22 protein-coding genes are annotated in these 26734 nt (G+C 71.6%); 10 read left to right on the top strand and 12 right to left on the bottom strand.

Annotated elements, in window-relative coordinates:
* From ACFYW9_RS23800 to ybaK, 4 genes are all read left to right on the top strand, one after another.
* Entirely contained in the window at positions 1 to 1581 is a 1581-nt protein-coding gene (locus ACFYW9_RS23800) for an oxidoreductase (RefSeq protein WP_389153771.1), read from the top strand.
* Between the two features lie 322 nt (positions 1582 to 1903).
* Entirely contained in the window at positions 1904 to 2944 is a 1041-nt protein-coding gene (locus ACFYW9_RS23805; protein WP_389153774.1) for a hypothetical protein, read from the top strand.
* Positions 2945 to 2955: 11 nt separating this feature from the next.
* Positions 2956 to 3696, top strand: a complete 741-nt coding sequence (locus ACFYW9_RS23810) for an LON peptidase substrate-binding domain-containing protein (protein WP_351867387.1) — start codon at positions 2956 to 2958, stop codon at positions 3694 to 3696.
* 17 nt (positions 3697 to 3713) lie between these two features.
* On the top strand, positions 3714 to 4211 hold the full coding sequence (gene ybaK / locus ACFYW9_RS23815; RefSeq protein ID WP_351867390.1) for a Cys-tRNA(Pro) deacylase: 498 nt from the start codon (positions 3714 to 3716) through the stop codon (positions 4209 to 4211).
* A gap of 273 nt (positions 4212 to 4484) precedes the next feature.
* On the opposite strand, the gene ACFYW9_RS23820 is transcribed toward ybaK, so the two are convergent.
* The 4 genes from ACFYW9_RS23820 to ACFYW9_RS23835 all read right to left on the bottom strand — a co-directional run bounded on the left by ACFYW9_RS23820 (position 4485) and on the right by ACFYW9_RS23835 (position 8474).
* A complete protein-coding gene (locus ACFYW9_RS23820; protein ID WP_351867393.1) occupies positions 4485 to 5189 on the bottom strand; it encodes an AAA family ATPase in 705 nt (234 codons plus the stop codon).
* Between the two features lie 34 nt (positions 5190 to 5223).
* Positions 5224 to 6045: an ABC transporter permease gene (locus tag ACFYW9_RS23825; protein WP_389153780.1), complete on the bottom strand. Its 822-nt coding sequence runs from the start codon at positions 6043 to 6045 to the stop codon at positions 5224 to 5226.
* Between the two features lie 86 nt (positions 6046 to 6131).
* Entirely contained in the window at positions 6132 to 7106 is a 975-nt protein-coding gene (locus ACFYW9_RS23830; protein WP_328674421.1) for an ABC transporter ATP-binding protein, read from the bottom strand.
* A gap of 150 nt (positions 7107 to 7256) precedes the next feature.
* Complete coding sequence (locus ACFYW9_RS23835) at positions 7257 to 8474, bottom strand: NYN domain-containing protein (protein WP_351867399.1); 1218 nt, start codon at positions 8472 to 8474, stop codon at positions 7257 to 7259.
* Positions 8475 to 8698: 224 nt separating this feature from the next.
* Between ACFYW9_RS23835 and ACFYW9_RS23840 the strand changes: the two genes are divergently transcribed.
* Positions 8699 to 8878: a hypothetical protein gene (locus tag ACFYW9_RS23840; RefSeq protein WP_326788325.1), complete on the top strand. Its 180-nt coding sequence runs from the start codon at positions 8699 to 8701 to the stop codon at positions 8876 to 8878.
* 148 nt (positions 8879 to 9026) lie between these two features.
* Here ACFYW9_RS23840 and dnaE read toward each other — a convergent pair whose 3' ends face one another.
* Positions 9027 to 12566: a DNA polymerase III subunit alpha gene (dnaE, locus tag ACFYW9_RS23845; RefSeq protein ID WP_389153784.1), complete on the bottom strand. Its 3540-nt coding sequence runs from the start codon at positions 12564 to 12566 to the stop codon at positions 9027 to 9029.
* Between the two features lie 265 nt (positions 12567 to 12831).
* On the opposite strand from dnaE, the gene ACFYW9_RS23850 reads away from it, so the two are divergent.
* On the top strand, positions 12832 to 14160 hold the full coding sequence (locus ACFYW9_RS23850) for a DUF2252 domain-containing protein (protein ID WP_328453457.1): 1329 nt from the start codon (positions 12832 to 12834) through the stop codon (positions 14158 to 14160).
* Positions 14161 to 14212: 52 nt separating this feature from the next.
* Here ACFYW9_RS23850 and ACFYW9_RS23855 read toward each other — a convergent pair whose 3' ends face one another.
* Positions 14213 to 15823 carry an IS200/IS605 family accessory protein TnpB-related protein gene (locus ACFYW9_RS23855; protein WP_389153788.1) on the bottom strand — a complete coding sequence of 537 codons (1611 nt, stop codon included), beginning with the start codon at positions 15821 to 15823 and terminating at the stop codon, positions 14213 to 14215.
* Positions 15824 to 16088: 265 nt separating this feature from the next.
* Between ACFYW9_RS23855 and ACFYW9_RS23860 the strand changes: the two genes are divergently transcribed.
* The 3 genes from ACFYW9_RS23860 (at position 16089) to ACFYW9_RS23870 (ending at position 19604) form a co-directional block, all read left to right on the top strand.
* The gene (locus ACFYW9_RS23860; protein WP_389153791.1) at positions 16089 to 16772 is read left to right on the top strand and encodes a hypothetical protein; all 684 of its coding nucleotides are present in this window, start codon (positions 16089 to 16091) and stop codon (positions 16770 to 16772) included.
* Between the two features lie 159 nt (positions 16773 to 16931).
* A complete protein-coding gene (locus ACFYW9_RS23865) occupies positions 16932 to 17777 on the top strand; it encodes a thioredoxin domain-containing protein (RefSeq protein ID WP_351867412.1) in 846 nt (281 codons plus the stop codon).
* A 159-nt stretch (positions 17778 to 17936) separates the two neighbouring features.
* Positions 17937 to 19604, top strand: a complete 1668-nt coding sequence (locus ACFYW9_RS23870) for an alkaline phosphatase D family protein (protein ID WP_389153794.1) — start codon at positions 17937 to 17939, stop codon at positions 19602 to 19604.
* A 9-nt stretch (positions 19605 to 19613) separates the two neighbouring features.
* Here the strand turns inward: ACFYW9_RS23870 and ACFYW9_RS23875 are convergent, their stop codons facing one another.
* Complete coding sequence (locus tag ACFYW9_RS23875; RefSeq protein ID WP_389153797.1) at positions 19614 to 20183, bottom strand: dienelactone hydrolase family protein; 570 nt, start codon at positions 20181 to 20183, stop codon at positions 19614 to 19616.
* A 127-nt stretch (positions 20184 to 20310) separates the two neighbouring features.
* Here ACFYW9_RS23875 and ACFYW9_RS23880 point away from each other — a divergent pair, with 127 nt between their 5' ends.
* Positions 20311 to 21450 (top strand): mechanosensitive ion channel family protein, encoded by a 1140-nt coding sequence (locus tag ACFYW9_RS23880; protein ID WP_389153800.1) that lies wholly within the window; start codon positions 20311 to 20313, stop codon positions 21448 to 21450.
* A gap of 163 nt (positions 21451 to 21613) precedes the next feature.
* Here the strand turns inward: ACFYW9_RS23880 and ACFYW9_RS23885 are convergent, their stop codons facing one another.
* The 5 genes from ACFYW9_RS23885 to ACFYW9_RS23905 form a co-directional block, all read right to left on the bottom strand.
* On the bottom strand, positions 21614 to 23200 hold the full coding sequence (locus tag ACFYW9_RS23885) for a Na+/H+ antiporter (protein WP_351867421.1): 1587 nt from the start codon (positions 23198 to 23200) through the stop codon (positions 21614 to 21616).
* Positions 23201 to 23281: 81 nt separating this feature from the next.
* A complete protein-coding gene (locus ACFYW9_RS23890; RefSeq protein ID WP_389153804.1) occupies positions 23282 to 23794 on the bottom strand; it encodes a GNAT family N-acetyltransferase in 513 nt (170 codons plus the stop codon).
* Positions 23791 to 24735, bottom strand: coding sequence for an RluA family pseudouridine synthase (locus ACFYW9_RS23895; RefSeq protein ID WP_351867424.1), 945 nt, complete (start codon positions 24733 to 24735; stop codon positions 23791 to 23793). Before ACFYW9_RS23895 ends, ACFYW9_RS23890 begins: the two co-directional genes overlap by 4 nt.
* Before the next feature lie 151 nt (positions 24736 to 24886).
* A complete protein-coding gene (gene lspA, locus ACFYW9_RS23900) occupies positions 24887 to 25510 on the bottom strand; it encodes a signal peptidase II (protein ID WP_351867427.1) in 624 nt (207 codons plus the stop codon).
* Between the two features lie 124 nt (positions 25511 to 25634).
* Entirely contained in the window at positions 25635 to 26483 is an 849-nt protein-coding gene (locus ACFYW9_RS23905; RefSeq protein ID WP_351867430.1) for a TraR/DksA C4-type zinc finger protein, read from the bottom strand.
* Between the last annotated feature and the right edge of the window lie 251 nt (positions 26484 to 26734).

Raw genomic sequence — 26734 nt, forward strand, 5'->3', positions numbered from 1 at the left:
GTGACCGATGGTGCCGGCCTGCGGACCGGAGACCTGCCGGACGAGCTGACCGCCGCCGAGGCGGGGATGTGGCAGGCCTTCCGCAACGGCAGTGCGTACGACCTGCGCGACGGGGACACGGCCGTCGACGATCCGCACGGCGGCCGTCCCTGGGGGCCCGAGCGCAGTGTCCGGGCCCGGATAGTGGCCTGGCTGCTGCTCGACGGGCCGCCCGCCCTCCAGGGCCGGGTCCCCTCCCTGAAGCTGACGGGCGTACGGATCACCGGTGTGCTCGACCTCGCGGGCGGCACGGTGGTGCCGTACGTGGAGCTGAACGGGTGCAGGTTCGAGAAGGAGGTGCTGCTGCCGGAGTCCCGGTTCACGACACTGCGGCTGGTGGACTGCGCGGTGCCCCGGCTGGAGGCGGCCCGGCTGCACACCGAGGGCGATCTGCATCTGCCGCGCTGCCGCTTCCACAACGGGGTGCGGCTGACCGACGCGCACATCGGCACGGATCTGCTGCTCAACCAGGCGGTGGTCTACCGGGACCGGCGCGGGCGTTCGATCACCGGTGACGGCATGACCGTCGGCCAGGACCTCCAGGCCGAGATGCTGGAGTCGCACGGCGAACTCAGTCTGCGCGGCGCGACCGTCGGCGTGTCGCTGAGCCTGCGCGGCAGCAGGCTCAGCAACCCGTACACCCGGCTCGCCCTCAACGCCCCCCAGCTCACCGTCAACCGCACGCTCTACATGACCCCCGCGGGCCTCGGCAATCCGCTGATGACCAGCGGCACCACACCGGCGCGCGGCACCCTGGTGCAGCGGTTCGAGTGCCAGGGCGGGATCCGTCTGGACGACGGGCGCTTCGGGGACGCGGTCGACTTCGACCGGGCCCGCTTCACCTTCGACGACGACCAGGAGCTGTCGCTGCTGCGGGTGCAGACGCCCGAGCTGCGCTTCCTCGGCGACCGGCCCGAACGCGGCAAGGTCGTGCTGTCCGGCGCGCGGGTCGTCAACCTGGTCGACCGGGCGTCGAGCTGGCCGGGCCCCGGCAGCCTGCACATGGGCGGCTTCACGTACGAGAACCTGGTCCCGCAGGGCTCCTTCCCGCTGACCCGGCGTCTGGAGTGGGTGGCGGCGGCCACCGCCGAGTACGCCCCGGAGCCGTACGAGCGCCTCGCCGCCGTGCTGCGCGACTCCGGTGAGGACGAGGACGCCCGCGAGGTGCTGCTCGCCAAGCAGCGCCGCCGCCGCGAGACCCTGCCGCTGGCCGCCAAGCTCTGGGGCTACGCGCAGGACATGACGGTCGCCTACGGATACCGTCCCGGGCGCGCCGCCCTGTGGATGGCGGTGCTGTGGGCGGCGACGTCGATCGCCTTCGCACACGCCGAGCACCGGCCGGTCAACCCCGACGGGCACCCCGCGTGGAACGCCTCGCTCTACGCCCTGGATCTGCTGCTGCCGGTCATCGACCTGGGCCAGGCCGGCTTCTGGCAACTGCGCGGCGGCTGGCAGTGGCTGGCCGCGGCGGTGGTCCTGCTCGGCTGGGTCCTGGCGACGACGGTGGCCGCCGGCGCCACCCGGCTGCTGCGCCGCGGCTGACGCCACCCTGTCACCGCGCGGGCATCGCCCGGTCATGGCGCAGGCATGACGCAGGCATCGCCCGGTCATGGCGCAGGCATGACGCAGGCATCGCGCAGGCATGGCACGGACGTCGCACGGACGTCCGTGTCGTTCGCACGGACGTTCACGTTCGGCGCACGGCCGCCCGTGGCCGTCGAACGGCCGTCCGCGGTCGGCGCACCGGAAGCAGCTCACGCTTTGCCCGACCTTGACCATGCGGCGCACAACCAATCGGCTTTACGAAAGCGTCACCGATCGCCTCTGGCACAGCTCCGACCTGCGGTTTTCAATGGTCGACACCATGGCACTCCTGAGCGCGCTCCTCCGTACCGCCCGGATGGCACGGCACACCTCACGCCTCGCCGCCGGACTGCCGGCCGACGAGGAGGTGCTGCTCGACGCCCCCGACCACCGTCTGGCACCGGCACTCGTCGCCGCGGCCCAGGGCGAGTACGCCCCCGCGGCAGCGCTGCTGGCCGCCACCCGCGCGTCCGCCGAGTGGGAGGACCGCGACCGGTACGCCGTACGCCTCGCCGCCTTCGCGCGCTCCCGCGACGAATGGCTCAGGCGGTGGCAGGCCGACGACCCGCACGACCCGGACGTCCTCCTCGTCAGGGCCGAACTGGCCGTCCGCCGCGGCTGGGAGTCGCCCGCGCGGGTGGAACTGCTGCGCGAGGTCGGCCCGCTGATCATGTCCGCCGCCGAGGGCGCCCCGCGCGACCCGGTGCCGTGGCGGATCGCCCTCGATCACGCCCGGGGCACCAACGTCCGGCACACCGAGTTCGAGCGGCTCTGGGCCCAGGCCGTCCGGCGCTCCCCGCACCACTACGGCTGCCACGTGGCCGCGCTCCAGTACCTCTCCGCCGCCTGGTACGGCTCGCACACCGAGTGCTTCGACTTCGCCGAGCCCGCCGCGCAGGACGCCCTGCCGGGCTCCCTGGTCCAGGCACTGCCGGTGCGCGCGGCCTTCGCCTATCTGACCGAGGGCGGCGGTCCCGAGGTGCCGCGCGAGCGCCTGGACGCCGCGGCCGACCTCGCGATCTCGGTGTCGGCCTGCTACGCCGCCGCCGACCCGTGGCCCGCCGAGGTGCGCAACCTGCTGGCCTACGTCCTGGTCCGGCTGGAGCGCTGGCAGGACGCCCTGGAGCAGCTCCGTCTCATCGGCCCGTACGTGACCTCGTTCCCCTGGGCCCGGGTCTCCGACGACCCGCTCGGCCGGTACCTGGAGCTGCGCGACGGGGTCCGTCTGGAGGTGGCCTCGGGGCTTCCGCTGCGGGATCGTGCCCCCAGCCGGATCCCACGGATCGGGTACGGCGGACTCGTCCGCTCCGTCGACCATTAGGCTTTCCCGTCGTGACCACCGTCCGGCTCCCGCTCTTCCCCCTGAACTCGGTGCTGTTCCCCGGGCTCGTGCTTCCTCTGAACGTGTTCGAGGAGCGCTATCGCGCCATGATGCGCGATCTGCTCAAGACGCCCGAGGGCGAATCCCGCCGATTCGCCGTCGTCGCCATCCGCGACGGCCATGAGGTCTCGCCCAGCGCGCCCGGCATGCCCGACGGGACGGCCGTGCCCGACCGCGGGCCCGCCGCCGGGTTCGGGGACGATCCGCTCGCGGCCTTCCACGAGGTGGGCTGCGTCGCGGACGCGGCGACCGTCCGGGAGCGCGCCGACGGCAGCTTCGAGGTGCTGGCGACCGGCACGACACGGGTCCGGCTGCTGTCGGTGGACGCCTCCGGGGCGTTCCTGACGGCCGAGCTGGAGGAGCTCCCGGAGGACCCGGGCGACGAGGCGGGGGCGCTCGCCGAGGGGGTCCTGCGCGCCTTCCGGCAGTACCAGAAGCGGCTGGCCGGCGCGCGCGAGCGCTCGCTGTCGACCGGCGCGGACCTGCCGGACGAACCGGCGGTCGTCTCCTATCTCGTCGCCGCCGCCGTGATGCTGGACGTCCCGGCCCGGCAGCGGCTGCTCCAGGCCCCCGACACCGCCTCCCGGCTGCGCGAGGAGCTGAAGGTGCTGCGCGCCGAGACGGCGATCATCCGTAATCTGCCGTCGTTGCCCGCGTCGGACCTGACGCGCGGCCCGACGAGCCTGAACTGACGCTTGCGAGAAGGTCGATGGCCAAGAAGGCGAAGAAGCAGTCCGGCGGCACCCCCGCCACGGTGGCGCTGACGGAGGCGGGCGTCCCGTTCACCGTCCACGCCTACGAGCACGATCCCTCCCACCCGTCCTACGGCGAGGAGGCGGCCGAGGCGATGGGCGTGTCGCCGGAGCGGGTCTTCAAGACCCTGGTGGCGGACGTGGACGGCGCGCTCGTGGTCGCGGTCGTCCCGGTGGCGGGCTCGCTCGACCTCAAGGCCCTCGCCACGGCCGTGGGCGGCAAGCGGGCGGTGATGGCCGACCCGGCGGCGGCCGAGCGCACGACGGGGTACGTCCGCGGCGGCATCTCGCCCCTCGGCCAGCGCAAGAGGCTCCGCACCGTCCTGGACTCCTCGGCCTCCGGGCACGCCACGATCTGTGTCTCGGCGGGCCGCCGCGGCATGGAGGTCGAGCTCTCCCCCGCCGACCTGGCGAAGCTCACGGAGGCGGTGTCCGCGCCCGTCGGACGGACGTGACCGGCCGTCGGCGCCCGGCGGCCTCACGGCCTGCGCGGCCTGCGCGGCCCCTCGACGGATGCCTTTTCCTCGGTTAAGCACGAAGGGCATGTCGAAGAGAACGCGCAAACGCAAGTGGCGCATCAAGAAGGGCCGTTCCAACCACGGCCGCCGTCCCGCCTGACCCACGCCGTACAGGGAAGGGCCGGCCGGACCGCCGTTCCCACGGCGTCCGGCCGGCCCTGACTCCCCGCGGCGGTAGGACAGACCCTGGTGCCGTGGCAGGCAACGGCTCTAGGCGGCCGGAGGCCCCTGCGGCGGCGCGGCCGGGTAGGGCTTCTGCTGGTACGGATCGGGGTCACGGGGGCCGAACAGGGCCATGAGGCCGAGGTGGACCACCAGGGCGCTCAGGGACCACGCCAGCAGCGCGCCCTTGGCCCCGAGCTTCAGCGGCGCGGAGAACGTGACGCCCTTGCCCACGGCCTTGGCGTGCGCGACCACGTCCTGCGTGGGTCCGAGCCAGATCCCGACCCGCCAGGCGAGCAGCGATCCGAGCAGGCCGCCCAGGGCGAGCGCGATCACCAGAGGCACACCGCCACGCCGTCGCGCGAGGAAGACGACCAGGGCGCTCAGCGCTCCGAAGCCCAGCGCGAGCAGGGTGAAGGTTCCGTCCACGCCGATGGCCTGCTCGCCCTCGGTGTCCTTGATGTACACCGTGGTGGCGTCCGCGATCAACGGCACGTGCGGCGCCAGCCACGACCAGAGCACCCCGAGCAGAGCCCCCGCGAGAGCGACCGCGATCGTGATCACGGCGGCCTCCCGCAGTTCGGTCCTCATCCCGGGTCCGTCCTGTCCGTAGGAGACCTCGTACGCGCCCGGGTACACGGGGTGACCCGCCGGGCCGGGAGCGGGCCGGGTCTGCCAGGCGGGGTACGGTTCCCGCCGGTCCTCGGGGGACTGTTCGTGCGGCGGCGGAGGTGGAGTCAGCGGAGCGGTCACCCTGCCATCGTGCCAGGCGTCGCCTCCGGCCGCGTCACCGGACGGCCGCCCGGCGGTAGGCCCAGGCCGCGAGGGCCAGCGAGACCACCCCGACTCCGGCGCAGACGGCCAGATCACCGAGGACGGCGCCCCACTCGGGTGCCGCTCCGAACGTGCGGGCGAAGGCCTCGACACCGTAGGTCGAGGGCAGCAGGTCCCGGAGGTACTGCACCGGGGCCGGCATCCGGTCCGCCGGGAGAACGCCCAGCAGCAGGGCCGCGGACATGCCCATCTGGCCGAGCAGGGTGGCCAGCTCGGGCCGCGGCGCGAGCAGCCCGAACGCGGCCCCGAGCCCGGCGAGGGCGGCGCCCGCGAGCGGGACGACCGCGGCCAGCACCCACAGATGGGTCAGCGGCAGGCCGAACAGCAGACACCCGAAGACGGCGGTGACGAGGGTGCCGGGCACGGTGAAGGACGCGTACGCGGCCGCGGCCCCGAGCACCACGGCCGCCGGCGGCACCGGCAGCGTCGCGTAGTGGTCGAGCCCGCCGCTCGCCCGGAGCTGCCCGAAGTACTGCGCGAGCAGGTTGAGGGCGACGAAGGCGACGACCAGGACCGTCGACCCGGCGACCACGGCCCGCGCCTCGGCGCCTCCGTCCACCACCCCGCGCATCATGATCATGATGCCGAGGGACTGGAAGGTGGCCACGAACAGCAGCGGGATGCGCGCGACACGGGCCCGGGAGAGCTGCGCCCGGTACACGGCGGCCATCGAGGGCCACAGCCGCGCCCGCGGCCCCAGCTCCGCCGCCGCGTCGGCGTCCTCGGCCAGGGGCAGCACGCTGCCCGGCAGCACTCCAGCGGGTACGGCACTCACGTCGAACTGCTCCCCTTCGTCGGCAGCCGTCCTGTTCCGCACACGTACGACGCCCCTCTCCCGTACGGATTCCACGCCCCGGACACTCACGCCTTCACCAGTCCCTGTGTCGCGTGGCCGCCGAGGGCCAGGTACACGTCCTCCAGGCTCGGCGTGGCCAGCGTGAAATCGTCGAGTGCGGCGAAGGCGGCTCCGCCGGTGACCGTGGCCACCGCCGCGCGGGCCTCCTCGGGCGCGAGCCGCAGGGTCCAGCGGCGGCCGGACTCGACGGCGCGGGCGCGCAGCGCGGCGACCTCGGGGACGTGCAGCGGGGCGGTCTCGCGCCAGACGAGTTCGACCCGCACCTCGCCGGCGACCTGTTCCTTGAGCCCGGCCGGGGTGTCGCAGGCGATGACCCGTCCCTCGTCGAGGACGGCGACCCGGTCGAGGACCGTCTCGGCCTCGATGACGTTGTGGGTGACGAGCAGGACCGTGGCGCCCTGTTCCGCGCGGCGCCGGTCGACGGCGGCCCACACGGCGCGCCGGGCGACGGGGTCCATGCCGGTGGTGGGCTCGTCGAGGACGAGCAGCGGGCGCCGCCCGACGAGGGCCGCGGCGAAGCAGGCGAGCCTGCGCTGTCCGCCGGAGAGCTTCTTCAGGGGACGGGAGGCGAGGGCGGTCAGGCCCAGTTCGTCGAGGACGGCGTCCCGTTCGGCCCGTGCCGCGCGCAGGTCGAGCCCGCGCAGCCGCCCGGTCGTCTCGGCGGCGAGGGACACGGTCAGCTCGTCCAGGGCGGTGGACTCCTGCCCGAGGTAGGCGAGGAGGCGGGCCGCCCGCTCGGGGTGGCGCACGATGTCGTGCCCGAGGATCTCGACGCTGCCGCTGTCGGGACGCATCAGCCCCGTGAGCTGGCGCACGAGGGTGGACTTTCCGGCGCCGTTCGGCCCGAGCAGCCCGAAGATCTCGCCCCGGCGGATGTCCAGGCGTACCCCGTCGGTGGCCCTGACCTCGGGTGTCGCCGGGGTGCCGCGACGGCCGCGGACCGCCGGATAGGTCTTGGTGAGACCTCGCACGGCGCACACGACATCGCCCCTGTGTCCCGTCGGGGCCGTCTGTGCCGTGCGCGTACTCACGAAGGACGAGAGTACGGGGTCCGATGCCCTGTTATGCGCCCGGGGCCGTGGCGGGCACCGCGCAAAGGCCTCCGCGGCCCCTGTCCGGAGGCTCGGGGATCACTCCCCCACGGGCGCGTGCTCCGTCGCGGTGCGCACATCGATCTCCCGCCAGAATCCGGCCCGGATCGCGTAGCGGTCGTGCTCGTCGATCTGGTCGTCCTTGTGCGCGAGCAGGCCGAAGCGGGCCGCGTAGCGCAGCAGTTCGCCGTCCACCCGGTGGGGGACCCGCGGGTACATCGCCGACAGCTTCTGGAGGTGGCCGGGGTCGGTGAGACGCCCCATCCAGCGGCGCGCGAAGACCTGTCCGACCTCGTAGGGGTCGCCACCGACCGTGGTGATGTCCTCCTCGCGGTCCGCCCACCGCTGTTCCGCGGAGGTGAGCTGGGCGAGCGTGGGCAGGGCGGCCGCCTCCGCGGACTCCGTGGTGGTGCCGGGCCGGTCGACCCAGCCCTTGTCCGAGGACCAGCGCAGCGTGGCGTTGGCGGGGTGCTGGGCGGCCTGGGTGCCCGGTCCGCGGAGCGCGGCCAGGTCCTTCGGTGTGGGGACCCCCTTGGCGGAGGGGACCCGTTCCTGGGTGCCGTTCGGCGATTCGGCCGCCTGGTGGTGCTCGGTCTCCTGGGCGGAGCGCTCGGCCGCGGCGGCGAGGGCCGACTCGGGCAGCGGCGCGGAGAGGATGGCGGCGATCTCGGGGCGCGGTACGGGCGGCGGTGCGCAGATCCCGCCGATCTCCTTGGCGCGGACCGCCTTGGTGATCCAGGCGCGGTCGAGCACCCGCCGCTCGTCGGCCTCGGCCACCAGGTCCTCGGACTGGTTGTAGTCGCCGTCCGCGGCCTGCACGGCCCACAGGTGTACGGCCACGCCGTGCTCCTTGGCGGCCATCATGCCCGGCAGCAGATCGCCGTCGCCGGTCACGAGGACGATGTCGGAGCAGGCGCGGTTGCGCGCGAGCTCGGTCAGCTCGGCGTGCATGGCGGCGTCCACGCCCTTCTGCGCCCACCGCCCGTCGCTGCGGGTCAGCGCGCCCAGGCGCACCGTGACCCGCGGCATCACGCGCAGCCTGCGGTGCTCGGGCTGCGGTACGCGGTCGGGGGCGCCGTCGAACCAGTAGATGCGCAGCAGGGGCCGCTCGGTGTCGGACTCGGCGCGCTCGCGCAGTCCCTGGATGAGGGAGGTGTGGTCGACGGTGATCCGGGATCGTGACGGTTCCCCGGCGAGGAGGCTGGCTGCGGCCCCGAGCAGATACCCGGCGTCCACCAGGACGATGCATCGGTCCACGCGGTCCACCCTCTTTCCGGGAGGTTTGCTTCGGGCTTCATTGGAGTCTGCCCGACCGTGCGGAGGTTAACGGCCGGAACTCGATCTTCGGCGTGGCGGATCGGAAGAACACCTGCCGACAGGTCTCATTACGCACGGTAATTCTACGAAATGCGCTGCTTGTCAGCCTATGTGAATCTGGTCGCGGCCCCGGCCCCCAGATCCCCCACAGGAGGCAGATCACCATGGCCAAGAACAAGAATCGCAAGCAGGGCGGCCAGCAGGACCGCTCCTCGCAGGCCGAGCGTGCGCAGGAGCAGGCACAGCGGTCTTCGGCGCAGGCACAGCAGTCGCCGATGTCGCAGGCCCAGGGCAGCCCCGCTGATGTTGCCCGTAAGCATCAGAGGCGTTTCGGCCACAACTGAGGCCGCCGCGCGGGCTGTCGAAGCCCGGGAACGCACCGAGGGGCGCATCCTGTGACGGATGCGCCCCTCGGTGCGTCGGCGGGTCTCCGCCGCGCGGCCGTCGGCCTCTGTCATGGCCGTGCGGCCGTCGGCCTCTGCCGTGCGGTCGTCAGCCGGCCAGGCAGGCCGGGCCGAGCAGCACCTTCAGATCGCCGAAGAGCGCCGGGTCCGGCTTCACGCGGTGCCGGTCGAGCCGCAGCACCGTGGTCTTGCTCGGGCCCTGGAGCCGGATGCGGACCTCGCTCTCGCCCTTGTGGTGGCTGAGGATCTCGCCGAGCCTGCTGACCATCGGCGGAGTCACCTTCAGCGCCGGGATGGTGAGGATCACGGGAGCGTTGGTGCCCGCGTTCGACAGGTCCGGGACCTGGAGTTCCATCGCGACCAGCCGCGGCACGTCCTCGCGCTTGTCGAGGCGCCCCTTGACGAAGACGACCGCGTCCTCGACCAGCTGGGTCGACACCAGCTGGTAGGTCGCGGGGAAGAACATGCACTCCATGGAGCCCGCGAGGTCCTCCACGGTGGCGATCGCCCAGGCGTTGCCCTGCTTGGTCATCTTGCGCTGGAGGCCCGAGATGATGCCGCCGATCGTGACGACCGCGCCGTCCGCGTGCTCGCCCCCGGTGAGCTGGGAGATGCCCGCGTCGGCCTTGTCGGACAGGACGTGCTCCAGGCCGAAGAGCGGGTGGTCGGAGACGTACAGGCCGAGCATCTCCCGCTCCTGGGCGAGCAGATAGGCCTTGTCCCACTCGTCGGTGGTGAACTCCACGTCGAGCCCGAAGCCGGGCTCGCTGGTGTCCTCGTCCCCCATGCCGCCGAAGAGGTCGAACTGGCCCTCGGCCTCCTTGCGCTTGACCGCCACCACGTTGTCGATCATCGGCTCGAACTGCGCGGTGAGGCCCTTGCGGGTGTGCCCCATCGTGTCGAACGCGCCGGCCTTGATCAGCGATTCCGTGGTGCGCTTGTTGCAGGCGACCGCCTCGACCTTGTCGAGGTAGTCCGGGAAGGAGGCGTACTTCCCCTTGGCCTTGCGGCTGCGGATGATCGATTCCACCACGTTCGTGCCGACGTTGCGGACGGCCGAGAGGCCGAAGAGGATCACGTCGTCGCCCTGGGCGGCGAAGTTCTGTTCGGACTCGTTCACGTTGGGCGGCAGCACCTTGATGCCCATGCGCCGGCACTCGTTGAGGTAGACGGCCGACTTGTCCTTGTCGTCCTTGACCGAGGTCAGCAGAGCGGCCATGTACTCGGCCGGGTAGTTCGCCTTCAGGTACCCGGTCCAGTACGAGACGAGTCCGTACGCGGCCGAGTGCGCCTTGTTGAACGCGTAGCCGGCGAACGGGACCAGCACGTCCCACAGGGCCTGGATCGCCTCGTCGCTGTACTCGTTCTTGCGGGCGCCCTCCTGGAAGAGGACGAAGTTCTTCGCCAGCTCGTCGGGCTTCTTCTTGCCCATCACGCGGCGCAGGATGTCGGCCTCGCCGAGCGAGTACCCGGCGATGATCTGGGCGGCCTTCTGGACCTGCTCCTGGTAGACGATCAGGCCGTAGGTGACGGCCAGCACCTCTTCGAGCGGCTTCTCCAGCTCCGGGTGGATCGGCGTGATCTCCTGGCGGCCGTTCTTGCGCTCCGCGTAGTTGATGTGCGAGTTCATGCCCATCGGGCCCGGCCGGTACAGGGCCGAGACGGCGGAGATGTCCTCGAAGTTGTCGGGCTGCATCTGGCGGAGCAGCGAGCGCATCGGGCCGCCGTCGAACTGGAAGACGCCGAGGGTGTCACCGCGGCAGAGCAGTTCGAAGGTCTTGGGGTCGTCCAGCGGGAGCGCGAGCATCTCCAGGTCGACGCCCTTGTTGGCCTTCACCATCTTGATGGCGTCGTCCATGATCGTGAGGTTGCGCAGGCCCAGGAAGTCCATCTTGAGCAGGCCCAGCGACTCGCACTGGGGGTAGTCCCACTGGGTGATGGTCACGCCGTCGGTGTGCCGCACCCAGATGGGCGCGTGGTCGACGATGGGCTCGCTGGACATGATCACGCCGGCGGCGTGCACGCCCATCTGCCGGACCAGGCCCTCGACGCCCTTGGCGGTGTCGATGACCTTCTTCACGTCCGGCTCGTTCTCGTACATCCCGCGGATCTCGCCGGCCTCGCCGTAGCGGGGGTGCGAGGGGTCGGTGATGCCGTTCAGGTCGATGCCCTTGCCGAGGACGTCGGCGGGCATCGCCTTGGTGAGCCGGTCGCCCATCGCGTACGGGTAGCCCAGCACGCGCGCGGAGTCCTTGATGGCGTTCTTCGCCTTGATCTTGCCGTACGTGCCGATCATGGCGACCTTGTCGGCGCCGTACTTCTCGGTCACGTACCTGATCACCTCGACGCGCCGACGCTCGTCGAAGTCGATGTCGACATCGGGCATGGAGACGCGCTCGGGGTTCAGGAAGCGCTCGAAGATCAGACCGTGCGGGATCGGGTCGAGGTCGGTGATGCCCATGGCGTACGCGACGATCGAGCCGGCCGCGGAACCACGGCCGGGGCCCACCGCGATGCCCTGCTTCTTGGCCCACATGATGAAGTCGGCGACGACGAGGAAGTACCCCGGGAACCCCATCTGGATGATGACGTCCATCTCGTACTCGGCCTGCTTCTGGCGGTCCTCGGGGACACCGCCGGGGAAGCGGCGCTCCATGCCGAGGCGCACCTCCTCCTGGAACCAGGTGACCTCGGTGAAGCCGTCCGGGATGTCGAACTTCGGCATGAGGTTCTTCGCCTCGAACATGCCGGTGGTGTCGATCTGCTCGGCGATCAGGAGGGTGTTGGCGCAGCCCTCCTGCCAGGCGTCCGAGGAGTCGACGGCGTACATCTCGTCCGTCGTCTTCAGGTAGTAGCCGGTGCCGTCGAAGCGGAAGCGGTCCGGGTCCGAGAGGTTCTTGCCGGTCTGGATGCACAGCAGGGCGTCGTGGGCGGTCGCCTCGTGCGCGTACGTGTAGTGCGAGTCGTTCGTCACCAGGGGCGGGATGCCGAGCTTCTTGCCGATGTCCAGGAGCCCGTCGCGGACCCGGCGCTCGATCTCGATGCCGTGGTCCATCAGCTCGAGGAAGTAGCGGTCCTTGCCGAAGATGTCCTGGTACTCGGCGGCCGACTTCAGTGCCTCGTCGTACTGGCCGAGGCGCAGCCTGGTCTGGAGTTCTCCGGAGGGGCAGCCGGTGGAGGCGATGAGCCCCTCCGACCACTGGGAGATCGTCTCCTTGTCCATCCGGGGCCACTTCTGGAGCCAGCCCTCGGCGTACGCGTCCGAGGAGAGCTTGAAGAGGTTGTGCAGGCCCGTCCGGTTCGACGCCCAGATCGTCTTGTGCGTGTAACCGCCCGAACCGGACACGTCGTCGCGCTTCTGGTGCGGCTGGCCCCACTGGATCTTGCGCTTGTTGCGCCGGGACTCCGGGGCGACGTACGCCTCGATGCCGATGATCGGGGTGACACCGGCCTTCTTCGCCGTGTGGAAGAAGTCATAGGCCCCGTGGAGGTTGCCGTGGTCGCTCATCGCGATATGGGTCATGCCCATCTCGTTGCACGCGTCGAACATGTCCTTGAGCCGCGCGGCACCGTCCAGCAGCGAGTACTGGGTGTGGACGTGCAGGTGCGTGAACGGCGGCTTCGACACGGTTTCGGCCTCCAGGAAGAACCATCGGTTACAGGCTGCGGACAGTCTGGGGGGTCAGCGTCGAAGTCTATGACGCTGGACTGACACTCCGCGGAGGATCACCCGTACCTTCATGCGGGGGCCGGGGTCACGGGCGTGGATTCGCCGCCGGAACCCGGGCACTCCCGCGTATCTTCGTCCGTTGGAAGTGGACGGACCCCTTGTCCCCGGGGCGGCGCGCCCGCCCTGTCAGCCACGCACCACCTGCACCAGGAGGCACCCAGCGATGTCGGTCCCGCAGCTCAGCGCCGAGCAACGCGGCGAGCAGATCCTCGCCGTCTTCGACACCGCCTTCGGCGAGCTCCTGGCCGCCGACCCGGCCGCGTTCCGTGTGAAGTTCCGCAAGATGGCGGCCTCCGCCTTCGCGTTCTACCGCGGCACCGCGGCGCTCTTCTACCACGACCTCGACCAGGACAGGCGCGGCGGCCCGTACCTGGACGAGCGCACCTCGCGCGTGTGGATCCACGGCGACCTGCACGCCGAGAACTTCGGCACGTACATGGACGCCCAGGGCCGTCTGATCTTCAACGTGAACGACTTCGACGAGGCCTATGTGGGCCCCTTCACCTGGGACCTCAAGCGCTTCGCCGCCTCCGTGGCCCTCATCGGCTACGCGAAGGCGCTCAGTGACGAGCAGATCACCGAGCTGGTGCGGGTGTACGCGGCCGCGTACCGCGAGCGCATCCACGCGCTGGCCACCGGCGCCAAGAGCGACGAGGTGCCGCCCTTCACGCTGGACACCGCCGAGGGCCCGCTCCTGGACGCGCTGCGCGACGCCCGCTCGCTGACCCGCTTCGGGCTCCTGGACTCGATGACCGAGATCCGCGACTTCGAGCGCCGCTTCGCACCCGGCGGCGGCTCCATCGAGCTGGACGCCGCCACCCGCTACAAGGTCCTCGCGGCCTTCGACGGCTATCTGGAGACGCTCCCGGAGTCCTCGCTGACCCGCCCGGACTCGTACCGCGTGAAGGACGTCGTGGGCCGCCGCGGCATCGGCATCGGCTCGGCCGGCCTGCCCTCGTACAACATCCTTCTGGAGGGCAACAGCGACGCCCTGGAGAACGATGTGGTGATCTACATCAAGCAGGCCCAGACCCCGGCCGTCTCCCGGCACGTCACGGACTCCGCGATCCGCGGCTACTTCCAGCACGAGGGCCACCGCACGGTGATCTCGCAGCGCGCCCTGCAGGCGCACGCCGACCCGTGGCTCGGCTGGACCGAGCTGGACGGCGCCGGCCAGCTCGTCGCCGAGGTCTCGCCGTACGCGGTGGACCTGGACTGGGGCGACATCGACGACCCCGAGGAGATCGCCGCGGTGGTCGCGGACCTCGGCCGCTCCACCGCCACGATGCACGCGGCGGCGGACGACGAGAGCGGTCACTCGGAGCTGGTGCCGTTCTCCACGGAACGGGCCATCGACGCGGCCATCGCGGCCGACGAGGACGGCTTCGCCGACCTCCTGGTGGACTTCGCGCACAGCTACGGCACCCGTGCGCGCGGTGACCACCAGATCTTCGTGGACCTGTTCCGCAACGGACGGATCCCGGGCCTGTAGAGCACGCGCCCTGGTCGCCTCACAACGCTCCCGTAACGCACAGGAACCGTTCCTAGGGACTGAGCGGGAGTGAGTCCTGTTGCCAGGACCCGTGCTCAGCCGAACGCCCCGGACGGTGTTGGGCGTTCTGGTCGCCCGCGTTCGCTCCGCATCCGGGCGGCACGGATCGTGTCCGTGGTCCGGGAACGCGGGGGCGGGTTTCCTCACGCCCCGGGGAGCCCGGTTCGGCCTGGACGGTCCGATGCCCGTACCCATCGCTCTGGTGGGTACGGGGCGGTGCCGTCCGTCGCCGGATCGGGTGCCCCAGGGCGCGTCTTCCGATGGCCACGGCGGCAGCGTCGTGGCGGGTGGTCTTGCGTTTGGTGCTGGTGAGGGGTTTCTGCCAGTGCTGGGCACCCCAGCGGGAGGTGTAGGCGGGGTCGACCGCTACCAGCGGGATGCCGAGCTCGGTGGCCATGGAAACCAGACGGGCGCGCAGCCGGGCGACGGGCATGCCGGAGATCAGCTTGCGGAACTTCTTCCGCCGACCGTGTCTCTCCCGGCTGGTCTCGGCGGTGAAGTCGAGGTCCTCGACCGCGATGGCGAGACGGTGGCGTCCAGCCCAGTGGAGCAGGCGGGTCAGCGCGTGGCGCACCTGTGCGTCGCGGTGGTCGGCGGTGCCGGTCAGGTCGTAGGCGAAGCGGCGCGGGGCACCGACCGGGTTGCCGTGCTGGTCCAGCCGCCAGGCTGCCAGGTGGTCGGCGTTGGTGTCGACGCCGACCAGGCCGCCTGCCCGGACTGCGGCCAGGGGCACAGTCTGGGCGGGTGGGATGGCCCAGGAGGCGGTCAGGTACCAGCGTTGCCGCTGGACGTCTTCGTGGATGCGGTAGGCCACCGCCCGGTCCGCCTCGACCCGGTCGCGCCACGCCTGGCCCCGGTGCGCAAACGACACCCGCGCGGTGAGGACATAGCGACTGTGCGGGGCATTGGCGAGATGAGACAGCGGGGCCGGGAGCCTGATGCTGACCTCGCTGTCGGGGCTGATGCGGATGGTCTCGTTGCCGTACCGCTTCCCGGACTCCCCGTCCGCCTGCAGGAACCGGCGCGAAGCCTCCCACCGGGCACGCCACGTGTCCTCGGAGAGGTGGGCCTGTTCCAGATGGTGGCGGCTGTTGAGCAGCTGTTTCCCACCCCGCGCCACCCACACCCGACCGACCGCCCAGTCGGCCCGCGCCCGCTCCAGCCGGTCCTCCAGCACCCGCAGCCGACGCGTCTTGGCATGCCACTCCCGCCGACTGCGATAACCACCAGCCGTCCGCTTACTGCCCTTCTCCCCCAGAGGCAGCGCCAGCCGGTGCCGGATCGTGTTCACCCCGGCTTCGAGCTGCCGGATGTGCGCCTGCTGGCCGCGCCGGGCCAGCGCCCACAGGTCATGCGTGGCCTTCGTCAACGATCCCGCCCACCGCGACGACGACAACCCCGTCAGCTCCCGCTTACGCGCCGCCCAGCTTTCGCTGTCGTGGTCCAGGCCAGCCGCGCACCGCGCCTTCAGATCCCCCGACGACAGCGAACCGAGATGGTCGCCGACCAGCCGCAACACACCCTCGTCCTCGACCGTCAGACCCTTGAGCCGGTCACGGACCGCCACACCCGACGGACCGGGCACCACGAACGACACCCCCACCGCCCGCAACCCACCCGCACCGCCCAACCCGCTCACCCTCGACCCGAACCCCCGACGAACAGCCTGCCACCCCACCCAACGACCACCATCCGCCCTGGTCACTCCTTCGAGACAAGAACTCCCGTTCCCGCCCGCACCCTCATGCGGACGAACGTCGCCGACACTCACCCATGCACGCCAGAACACCCCCATAAGCAGTCAAGAGCAGCAGTTGCCAACCCTTTAGGGGACGCTTACGGGAGCGCGTGGGAGACTCACCTCCGCTATGGACATATCCGGGACCCAGCTCAGAGCCGCGCGCGCGGCCGTGTTCACGGCTGTCGTCGTGACGCTCTCCGCCGCGTCGCACGTGCTGCTGTCCCAGGTGCCGCTGCCGCTGACCACCGTGGCCGCGATCAGCGCCGCCGTCTTCGCCCTCTCCTTCGCCCTCGCGGGCCGCGAGCGGGGCTTCGGCCGCATCGCCGCCCTGCTCGTCCCGCTGGAACTGGCCGCCGACACCGTGTTCACGACGGGCCAGCACGTCTGTTACGGCAGAGCGGGCGGCCCGGTCGCGGGCCCGCTGCGCTCGGTCGGCCTCGACGTGCTGTGCGGCGGCAGCGTGGGCGCCCCGCTGTCCCGGGTGACCGGCGGCGCCCCCGACCGCGCCGCCGCCCTGCTCGCGCACGCCGACCCGGCCGCCGCCTGGCTGCTGCTCGGCGCGCATGTGGCCGTCGGCCTGCTCGCGGCCGCGTGGCTGCGCCGGGGCGAGCGCGCCCTGGACCAGCTGCTGCGCGCGGTGGCCGCCTCGACCTTCCGGCCGCTGCTGCTCGCGGTCGCCGCGGTGACCGTACGACTCGCTCCGGCCCGTCCGCTGCCGCGCACCGCGCCCCGGCCGGCCGTCGCCCGCACCCGCCTGTTCACGCACTCCCTGGGACGCCGCGGACCGCCCCGCCGGGCCGTTCCCGCCTGAGCCGGCCGACGCGGGCGCCCGCCCGCCACGGCTCACCGGTCACCGCTTCCGGGCCACCGCGGGCGAACGGACGTTCCTCCCGACAGCCCTGAGCATCAGCAGTCCCCCTTACGTATTCCGCGCACCACGTTGTGCGCGTCCCCGATGGAGAACACCACTATGAGCAAGCGGAACAACCAGGCGTCGAAGACGGCGGCACGCGAGAGGCTGCGTCTGGAGCGCGAGCGCCAGGCCAAGCGCGACAAGGTCAAGCGCCAGGCGATCGTCGCCGGTTCCCTCGTCGCGGTCCTCGCGATAGCGGGCGGCATCGGCTATGCGGTCGTGCAGAACAACAAGCCGTCCCAGTGGGAGGCCGTCGCGAGCGACAAGGTGGTCGCCCCGGCCAACACCACGGGCAAGGACGGCACGACGGTCGTCATCGGCAAGAGCACCGCGAAGAAGACCCTGAAGCTGTACGAGGACCCGCGCTGCCCGATCTGCGCCACCTTCGAGCAGACCGTCGGCCCGACCGTCACGAAGGACCTCGACGCCGGCAAGTACAAGATCCAGTACATCGGCGGCACGTTCCTCGACGGCGACTCCGACGAGAAGGGCAAGATCCAGATCGGTTCCCGCGGCGAGGGGTCGAAGAGCGCGATGAGCGCCATGGGTGCCGCGCTGAACGTGAGCCAGGAGGCCTTCCTGGAGTACAAGAGCGCGCTGTACTCGGCGAAGTACCACCCCGACGAGACGACCGACAAGTTCAAGAGCGACGACTACCTGATCAAGGTGGCGAACACGGTCGACGCGCTCAAGAACAACACCACGTTCCAGAACGCCGTCAAGAACGGCACGTACGACGCCTGGGCGCTGGCCATGTCCGAGACGTGGAGCACCAACAAGGACGGCGTCAACGGCACGCCGAGCCTGGTGATGGACGGCAAGAAGGTCACCACCTCGGACGGCAACGCGCCGATGACGGTCGCCGACTTCACCACGGCGATCGACGCGGCCCTCAAGGCCTGACCGGCGCCGCGGCGGCCCCCGAGCCGTCCGGAGCGACAACCCCGGTGACGCGAGCGGCCCTTGTGGCCGGTGCGACCTGAGCGGCGAAAAGCCTAAGAGCGGGCGAACTTTTCCAGTTCGCCCGCTCTTGGCGTGTACCGATCGGTAACCTCATCGCCCGTGACCAGTCGACAGAGATCATCCGACTTCGCGGGAGACCTCAACTCCCGCGCCCCGCGCCGCCGTACGGTCGTCAAGGCCGCGGCCGCCACCGCCGTCCTCGCCGCCCCGCTCGCGGCCGCCCTGCCGGCCCGCGCCGCCGAGGCACCCGTCTTCCTGCACGGAGTCGCCTCCGGCGACCCGCTGCCCGACGGCATCCTGCTGTGGACCCGGGTGACGCCCGTCTCCCAGGCGATACCCGGCTCCGGGCTCGGCCCGGACACCGAGGTGAGCTGGACCGTCGCCAGGGACAAGGCCTTCACCACGATCGTCGCCAAGGGTTCCACCATCGCGACGGCCGCCACCGACCACACCGTCAAGGCGGACATCCGCGGCCTCCAGCCCGCCACCGACTACTGGTTCCGCTTCTCCGCCGGCGGCACCGACTCGCCCGTCGCCCGCACCCGCACCACCCCGGCCGCCGACGCGTCCGTGGCCGGGCTGCGCTTCGGCGTGGTCTCCTGCGCCAACTGGGAGGCCGGCTACTTCTCGGCGTACCGCCATCTCGCGGCCCGCAACGACCTGGACGCCTGGCTGCACCTCGGCGACTACATCTACGAGTACAAGTCCGGCGAGTACGGGACCCGCGGCACGGTCGTACGGCCGCACGCCCCCGCGAACGAGATCCTCACCCTCGCCGACTACCGCACCCGGCACGGCCGTTACAAGACCGACCCCGACCTCCAGGCCCTGCACCACAAGGCACCGGTCGTCGCGATCTGGGACGACCACGAGTTCGCCGACAACTCCTGGCCGGGCGGGGCGGTCAACCACACCGAGGGCGCCGAGGGCGCCTGGACGGACCGTCAGACAGCGGCCAAGCAGGCCTACTTCGAGTGGATGCCGGTCCGCCCGGCCATCGCCGGAACCACCTACCGCAGGCTGCGCTTCGGCAAGCTCGCCGACCTCGCGCTGCTCGACCTGCGCTCCTTCCGGTCGCAGCAGGCCTCCACCGCCAGCGGCTCGGTCGACGACCCGGACCGTACGCTCACCGGCCGCGCCCAGCTCGACTGGCTGAAGTCCGGGCTCAAGTCCTCGGACACCACCTGGCGTCTGGTCGGCAACTCGGTGATGATCTCGCCGTTCGCGGTGGGCTCCCTCTCCGCCGACCTGCTGAAGCCGCTCGCCAAGCTGCTCGGACTCCCGCAGGAGGGCATCGCCCTCAACACCGACCAGTGGGACGGCTACACCGACGACCGCCGCGAACTGCTCGCGCACCTGCGCTCCAACGCCATCCGCAACACGGTCTTCCTGACCGGTGACATCCACATGGCCTGGGCCAACGACGTGCCGGTGGACGCCGGCACGTACCCGCTGTCCCCCTCCGCCGCCACGGAGTTCGTGGTCACCTCGGTCACCTCCGACAACCTCGACGACATCGTCAAGGTGCCCGAGGGCGTCGTCTCGGCCGTCGCCTCCCCGGTCATCCGCGCGGCCAACCGTCATGTCCACTGGGTCGACACCGACCGGCACGGCTACGGGGTCCTGGACATCACGGCCGACCGCGCGCAGATGGACTACTACGTGCTGTCCGACCGCACGAACCCGAACGCGACCTCGTCCTGGGCCCGTTCGTACCGCACGCGCAGCGGCACGCAGAAGGTCGAGCGGACGTACGACCCGGTGTAGTCCCCCGGGCTACAGCGAATCGAGGAAGCCGAGCGCCACCTTCCAGGTGGCCTCGGCCGCCTCGGCGTCGTAGTCGGGCAGGTCGGGGTCGGTGTAGATGTGCCCGGCGCCCGCGTACCGGTAGATCTCCACGTCCGCTCCGGTTCTCCGCATCTGGAGATACCAGGCGCTCAGCCAGTCGTCCGTCTCGAACTGGTCGGGCTCGGCGACATGCAGTTGGACCGGCAGTTCGTCCACGGACGCGCTCTCGGCGATGTCCGACGTGCCGTGCAGCAGGAGCAGCCCGCGGGCCTTCTCGTCGCCGAGGGCCAGGGTCTGCGCCACGGAGGCGCCGAGGGAGAAGCCCGCGTAGACCAGGCCGCGGTCGGAGTAGGGCGCGGCGGCCAGGACCGCGCGCTTGAGCAGCTCGTCCTTGCCGGTCTCGTCGCTGAAGGCCATGCCCTCCTCGACGGTCTCGAAGGTGCGCCCCTCGAAGAGATCGGGGGTCCACACCTCGTGTCCCGCGGCCCGCAGCCGGTCCGCCGCCGCGCGCACCGCCGGCCGCAGTCCGTAGGTCGAGTGAAAGAGCATGATGTTCATGGACTCCATGGTGCCAGCCGGTACCGACAGCACCCGTCCGGCCGTCATCGGCGGCGGCCCCTGGGATACCCGGATCCGCCCCGAGAACACATGTTCATGACGCCGGTGGCCGGTTACGTTCTCAGACATGGAGAACGTACTGCGCCCGGTGATCGTCGTCGGTGGCTCGGTCGCGCTCACCCTGCTCATCGGATGGTCCGTGGACCGTCTGTTGCGCCGGGCTGACGACCGGCACAGCGAGACCTCCCTGTGGGGTCTGCTCCGCCGCGGCCGTGTCCCCTTCCATCTGGTCCTGTTCGCGGCCCTGCTCAGAGGGTCCTACGACCAGGCGAAGCTCCTGGTCGAGCACCGGATCGGCATCGGCCGGACCCTCACCCTGATCCTCATCGGCGCCGCCGCCTGGCTGGTGGTGAGCATCGCCACGGCGGTCGTCGAGACCTCGTACAGCCGCTACGCGAACGCGCACCGCGACCCGGCCCGGATCCGCCGGGTCCGCACCCAGGTCACGTTGATCCAGCGGGTGGTCACCGCGGTCGTCGGTGTCGTCGCGGCCGCCGCGATGCTGCTCACCTTCCCCGCGATGCGCGCGGCCGGTGCCTCGCTGCTGGCCTCGGCCGGAATCCTCGGCATCGTCGCCGGTGTCGCCGCCCAGTCCACCCTCGCGAACCTCTTCGCCGGACTGCAGATCGCCTTCGGCGACATGGTGCGGCTCGGCGACACGGTGGTGGTCGACGGCGAGTGGGGCACGGTCGAGGAGATCACCCTGACGTTCCTGACGGTACGGACGTGGGACGAGCGCCGGATCACCATGCCGGTCTCGTACTTCACCTCCAAGCCCTTCGAGAACTGGTCGCGCGGCACTCCCCAGATGACCGGCATCGTCTTCCTGCACCTCGACCACTCCGCCCCGGTGGAGGCGATGCGCGGGAAGCTGCGCGACATCCTGCGCGAGTGCCCGGCCTGGGACGGCCGCGACTACGGCCTCGCCGTCACCGACTCGACGCCCAACACCATCCAGGTGCGCGCCCTGGTCACCGCGAAGGACGCGGACGACATCTGGACGGTACGGGTCACGGTCCGCGAGCAGCTGATCCGCTGGCTGGCCGAACAGCACCCCTACGCGCTCCCCCGCGTCAACACCGCCGAGGCGGCGCTGCTCCCCGGGCAGAGCCCGCGCACGGGGCGCCCTGAGCCGGACGCGGCGGCCTCCCGCCCCCACACCCGCCACGCCCACGAACCACCCCGCACGGGCCCGGGCCGCGGCTGACCCCGCGCCCCCGGTGCCGGACACGGCGGACCGCCCGGACCCGGGGGCCGGGGGCGGAATACGCAGGCGGAACAGGCCGCTCGCCCGGCGCAGATGACCGAGGCGGTGCGCCCGGCGCCGGTGGCTCAGGGGCTCCGGTGGACGCGCCGGCGGGCGTCCGGCGTCAGCGGAGGCTGCGGACGTCGAGGTGTCTGAGGACGCGGTCCACGATCTCCGGGTCGGCCCCGGGCTCGCTCCGCGCGGACAGCACCTCGTGCCGGGCCGCGCTCATCATCTCCCCCTGGATCCGCCGCATCCGCTTCATCCGCCGGACCCGCTGGAGATGCGCCTCGCGCCGCTCCTCGTCCCCCATGTCGGGACTGATCCGCACACCGATCTCGAAGGCCCGGCGCAGCAGTTGCTCGGAGAGTTCCTCCGGCAGCTCCTCCACCTCCTCGATCTCCCGCAGCCTCCGCTTCGCGGCCTTGGCGGCCCGTACCGCGAGCTCCTTCTCGAAGGCCTTCTCGACGTCCTCGTCGGCCCGCACCCCGAGTCTTCTGACCAGCCACGGCAGGGTGAGCCCCTGGAGCACCAGGGTCGCCATGATCACCCCGAAGGCGATGAACACGATCTCGTCCCGGTCGGGAAAGGGCGACCCGTCGTCCATCTCCAGCGGGATCGCGAGCGCCAGGGCCACGGAGGCGACCCCGCGCATCCCGGCCCACCACATGACCACGGTCTCCCGCCATGAGGTCGGGATCTCCTCGTCGTAGTCCCGCTTGGCGTGCAGCCGCTTGGTCAGCCAGGTCGCGGGCAGCAGCCAGGCCAGGCGTACGAGCACGACCACCGCCACGATCGTGGCGGCCCAGCCGAGCATCTCGCCCCAGCGTCCCGACGCCGTGCGGATCGCGTTGTGGAGTTCGAGGCCGATGAGCCCGAAGGCGACGCCGGTGACGAGCGTGTCCACCACGTCCCAGACGGTCGACCCGGCGAGCCGGGTCATGACGTCGTCGGCGTCGGTGGCGTACTCCGCGAGGAACAGGGCGGTGGTGAGCACGGCGAGCACCCCCGATCCGTGCAGTTCCTCGGCCAGCACGTACGCGGCGTACGGCACCAGCAGGGTCAGCCCGATCTGGAGGGTGGCGTCGCCGACCAGCGTCATCAGCCTGTTCGCGGCCCACCCGAGGGCCACCCCGACGACGAGCGCGACGACGGCGGAGAGCACGAGGTCCAGTCCGGCCCGCCAGGGCGAGAAGGTTCCGCTGACCGCGGCGGCGATCGCGACGTGGTACAGCACGATCGCCGTCACGTCGTTGAAGAGCCCCTCCCCCTCCAGGATCGACACGAGGCGGCGCGGCAGCCCGAGCTGTCCCGCGACGGCGGTCGCCGCGACGGGGTCGGGCGGTGCCACGAGGGCGCCCAGCGCGAAGGCGGCGGCGAGCGGCAGGCCCGGCACGATCGAGCTCGCGACGGCCGCGACCGCCAGCGTGGTGACGAACACCAGGGCCACGGCGAGCAGGAAGATCGGGCGTTTGTTCGCGGTGAACTGTCTCCACGAGGTGCGGCGCACCGCGGCGTACAGCAACGGCGGCAGCAGCGCGGGCAGGATCAGGTCCGGCGGGATGTCCACGTTCGGGACGAAGTCCAGCACGGCCAGCAGTATGCCGAGCAGAGTCATCAGGACCGGTGCGGGAAGCCCGAACCGCTCTCCGACCGGGACACTGACCACGGCCCCGAGCAGCAGCACGAACAGCAGGGCCAACTGATCCACGGTCAGCGCTCCGGCGGGGTCTAGACGATCACGGGCGAACCAGACCTCAAGCGTGCCACGCCGCTGCGGCGATCCCCCGGCTCACAGCGCCTTGCGCATCGCGCGGTGCGGCATTCCCGCGTCCGCGAACTCCGGACCGTACGCCACGTATCCGAGCCGTTCGTAGAAGCCCAGCGCGTGGGTCTGCGCGTGCAGGTCCACGGCGGCCAGGCCACGCGCGCGTGCCGCGGTCTCGATGGCCCGCACGAGCGCGGCGCCGACGCCGAGCCCGCGTGCCTCGCGCGTCACGGCGAGCCGTCCCAGCGAGCCGACGACGGGATCCCCGCCGACCTTCGCCGCGGCCGCCTCGCCCTCCAGCAGGCGTCCGGTGCCGAGGGGCACGCCGTCCTCGCGGACCGCCAGCACGTGCAGGGCGCCGGGGTCGTACGCGTCGTACTCGATGTCCTCGGGGACGCCCTGCTCGCCGACGAAGACGTCCTTGCGCACCGCGAAGCAGGCCTCACGGTCGCCGGCGTGCTCGGCGACCCGCACCTCGTAGGCGCCGTCCCTCGGTGCGGAGGGGACGGCGGCCGCCCCGTCCGGACCGTCGCTCACGCGTTGCTCTCCTCGCGGACCTTGTCCAGCGCCCGCTGGAGGTCTTCGGGGTAGCCGGCCTCGAACTCCACCCACCGGCCGTCCGCGGGGTGCTCGAAGCCGAGCCGCACCGCGTGCAGCCACTGGCGGGTGAGGCCGAGACGCTTGGCGAGCGTGGGGTCCGCGCCGTAGGTCAGGTCGCCGACGCAGGGGTGGCGGTGGGCGGACATGTGGACGCGGATCTGGTGGGTGCGCCCGGTCTCCAGCTTGATGTCGAGCAGGGAGGCGGCACGGAACGCCTCGACCAGGTCGTAGTGCGTGACCGAGGGCTTGCCCTCGGAGGTGACGGCCCACTTGTAGTCGTGGTTCGGGTGGCGTCCGATGGGCGCGTCGATGGTGCCGCTGGTCGGGTCCGGGTGTCCCTGCACGAGCGCGTGGTAGCGCTTGTCGACCGTGCGCTCCTTGAACTGGCGCTTGAGCGAGGTGTACGCGTACTCCGACTTGGCGACCGTCATCAGGCCGGAGGTGCCCACGTCCAGGCGGTGGACGATGCCCTGGCGCTCGGCGGCGCCGGAGGTCGAGATGCGGTAGCCGGCGGCCGCGAGACCGCCGATGACGGTGGGGCCCGACCAGCCGGGACTGGGGTGCGCGGCCACGCCGACGGGCTTGACGATCACGAGAACGTCGTCGTCGTCGTGGACGATCTCCATGCCCTCGACGGGCTCGGCGACGATCTGGACGGGCGCGGGGGCCCCGGGCATCTCGACCTCGAGCCAGGCGCCGCCGTGCACGCGCTCGGACTTGCCGACCACCGAGCCGTCGACCGTGACCTTCCCCGCCGCGGCGAGTTCTGCGGCCTTGGTACGGGAGAAGCCCAGCATGCGGGAGATGGCGGCGTCGACGCGCTCGCCCTCAAGGCCGTCGGGCACGGGCAGGGTGCGGATCTCGGGAACGGTGCTCACCCGTCGAGTATGCCGGACGGCTCGGACACCGCCGGACCACCGCCCGAACGCCAGTGCCCGGCCGGGACCGTCCTAGGGGCGTCGTACGGGCCGTGAGACGGTCCGTACGACGGGCCGTGAGACGGTCCGTACGACGGGCCCGGGACGGGTCTCAGTCCTTGTGGACCGTGCCGTCCGGGTCCAGGCCCCGGAAGGACAGCAGCACGATCAGGATGCCGCCGCAGACGATCGCCGAGTCGGCGAGGTTGAAGACGGCGAAGTGCTTGGGTGCGATGAAGTCCACGACCGCGCCCTGGAAGACGCCGGGCGAGCGGAAGATCCGGTCGGTCAGGTTGCCGAGCGCGCCGCCCAGCAGCAGGCCGAGCGCGATGGCCCACGGCACGCTGTAGAGCTTGCGGGCGAGCCGCGCGATGACGACGATCACCGCCGCCGCGATCACCGTGAAGATGATCGTGAAGGCCTGGCCGAAGCCGAAGGCGGCGCCCGCGTTGCGGATCGCCTCGAACTTCAGCCAGTCCCCGAGGACGTCGATCGAGTCGTGGTGCTCCAGCTTCGCCACCACGATCATCTTGCTGACGAGATCGAGGGCGTACGCCAGTACGGCCACCGTGAAGAGCACGGCGATCCTGCGCTTGCCCCTGGGCCGCTCGGCCGGGGCCGGCGCGTCGGCGCCGGCCCGGTCGCCGGACGCCGCGTTCCCGCCGGACTGTTCCGGTTCGGCCCCCGCCGCCCCCGGAATGTCCGGCGTACCGATGATGCGCTCCGCCTCTGCCACGTGAGTGAGTCCCTCGACCTAGGTTCCTGACTGAGGACGAGAGTACGTCACACGCTCGCGGGCCCAGGTGCTCAGGATCACTCCCGGCCGCGAGGCGGTCGCGCTCCCGTGCGGCGCCCGGGACTCAGTGCCTGCGTTCCTGCTTCTGCTTGCACTCGACGCACAGGGTGGCGCGCGGAAAGGCCTGCATACGTGCCTTCCCGATGGGGTTGCCGCAGTTCTCGCAGAGCCCGTAGGTGCCCGCGTCGAGGCGGTCCAGGGCGTGCTCGGTCTGTTCCAGCGTTTCGCGCGCGTTCGAGTTGAGCGCCATCTCGTGCTCGCGTGTGATGTTCTTCGTGCCGGTGTCCGCCTGGTCGTCGCCCGCGCCGTCGCCGGAGTCCCGCATCAGGCCCGCGAGGGCCTCCTCGGACGAAGAGATCTCGGTACGCAGCCGCAGCGCCTCCGACTGGAGCTCCGCGCGGGCCGCCCCGACCTCCTCCGGTGTCCAGGGGTCCTCTCCGGGCCGCACCGCGAGCTCTCCGGGCTCCACCGCGGCGATCCTCGCCTTCGGTACCGCGGTGGCCTTCTTCGCGGCCGTGGCCGCGCCACGGGTCTTCTTCGCAACCACCGTCGTGGCTCCCGTCGTCTTCGCGGCCTCGGCCGCGCCCTGGGCCGCCGAAGCGGCGGTCTTCCTGGCCGTACCGGTGCTCTTCCTCGCCGTGCCCGTGCTCTTCCTCGCCGCGGAGGTTGCGGAGGCCGCCGATCTCCCGGACGCGGACTTCCCCGCCGTCGCCGCCTTCCTCGCCGTGGTCTTCCCTCCGGCCGTCTTCTTGGCCGCGGCCCCGGCGGACGCGGTCCCCGAGGAGGCCGCCTTCGTCCCGGCCGTCTTCGCGGAGGCCGCCCGCGCGTTCTTCTTCCCGCCCGGGTCCTTGGCCGCCGCACTCGTGGATCTGCCCGACGCCGACTGCTGTACGGCGGTCTTCTTCGCCACCATGGCCGCGGCCCCTTCACATATTGTGATCTTGCTCGCGAATCGTGCTGGGACGATAAATCGACTTCCGGCCCGCGGCAACGGGGCCTGCCCACGATTCGCCCGCCACGCGAGCCCCGCGCGGCGAGTCTGCCTGCGTTGTGCCCAGCTCCCCGCCGGGTAATCCGCCGGGACCCGCGCCACGGGATCCGGACGCGCGCACCTCGCCATTCGGGTCACCGCGCGGGCCGCGGCGGTGACCGGGAAAACCGGTC

This window comes from Streptomyces sp. NPDC002698 (assembly GCF_042888945.1).
Taxonomy (GTDB): domain Bacteria; phylum Actinomycetota; class Actinomycetes; order Streptomycetales; family Streptomycetaceae; genus Streptomyces.

What these genes read in the sequence shown, in the direction of transcription:
- ACFYW9_RS23805 (WP_389153774.1), top strand. Translation starts at nt 1,904, where the DNA reads ATGGCACTCCTGAGCGCGCTCCTCCGTACCGCCCGGATGGCACGGCAC.
- ybaK (WP_351867390.1), top strand. Translation starts at nt 3,714, where the DNA reads ATGGCCAAGAAGGCGAAGAAGCAGTCCGGCGGCACCCCCGCCACGGTG.
- ACFYW9_RS23840 (WP_326788325.1), top strand. Translation starts at nt 8,699, where the DNA reads ATGGCCAAGAACAAGAATCGCAAGCAGGGCGGCCAGCAGGACCGCTCC.
- ACFYW9_RS23850 (WP_328453457.1), top strand. Translation starts at nt 12,832, where the DNA reads ATGTCGGTCCCGCAGCTCAGCGCCGAGCAACGCGGCGAGCAGATCCTC.
- ACFYW9_RS23860 (WP_389153791.1), top strand. Translation starts at nt 16,089, where the DNA reads ATGGACATATCCGGGACCCAGCTCAGAGCCGCGCGCGCGGCCGTGTTC.
- ACFYW9_RS23865 (WP_351867412.1), top strand. Translation starts at nt 16,932, where the DNA reads ATGAGCAAGCGGAACAACCAGGCGTCGAAGACGGCGGCACGCGAGAGG.
- ACFYW9_RS23875 (WP_389153797.1), bottom strand. Translation starts at nt 20,183, where the DNA reads ATGAACATCATGCTCTTTCACTCGACCTACGGACTGCGGCCGGCGGTG.
- ACFYW9_RS23880 (WP_389153800.1), top strand. Translation starts at nt 20,311, where the DNA reads ATGGAGAACGTACTGCGCCCGGTGATCGTCGTCGGTGGCTCGGTCGCG.
- ACFYW9_RS23905 (WP_351867430.1), bottom strand. Translation starts at nt 26,483, where the DNA reads ATGGTGGCGAAGAAGACCGCCGTACAGCAGTCGGCGTCGGGCAGATCC.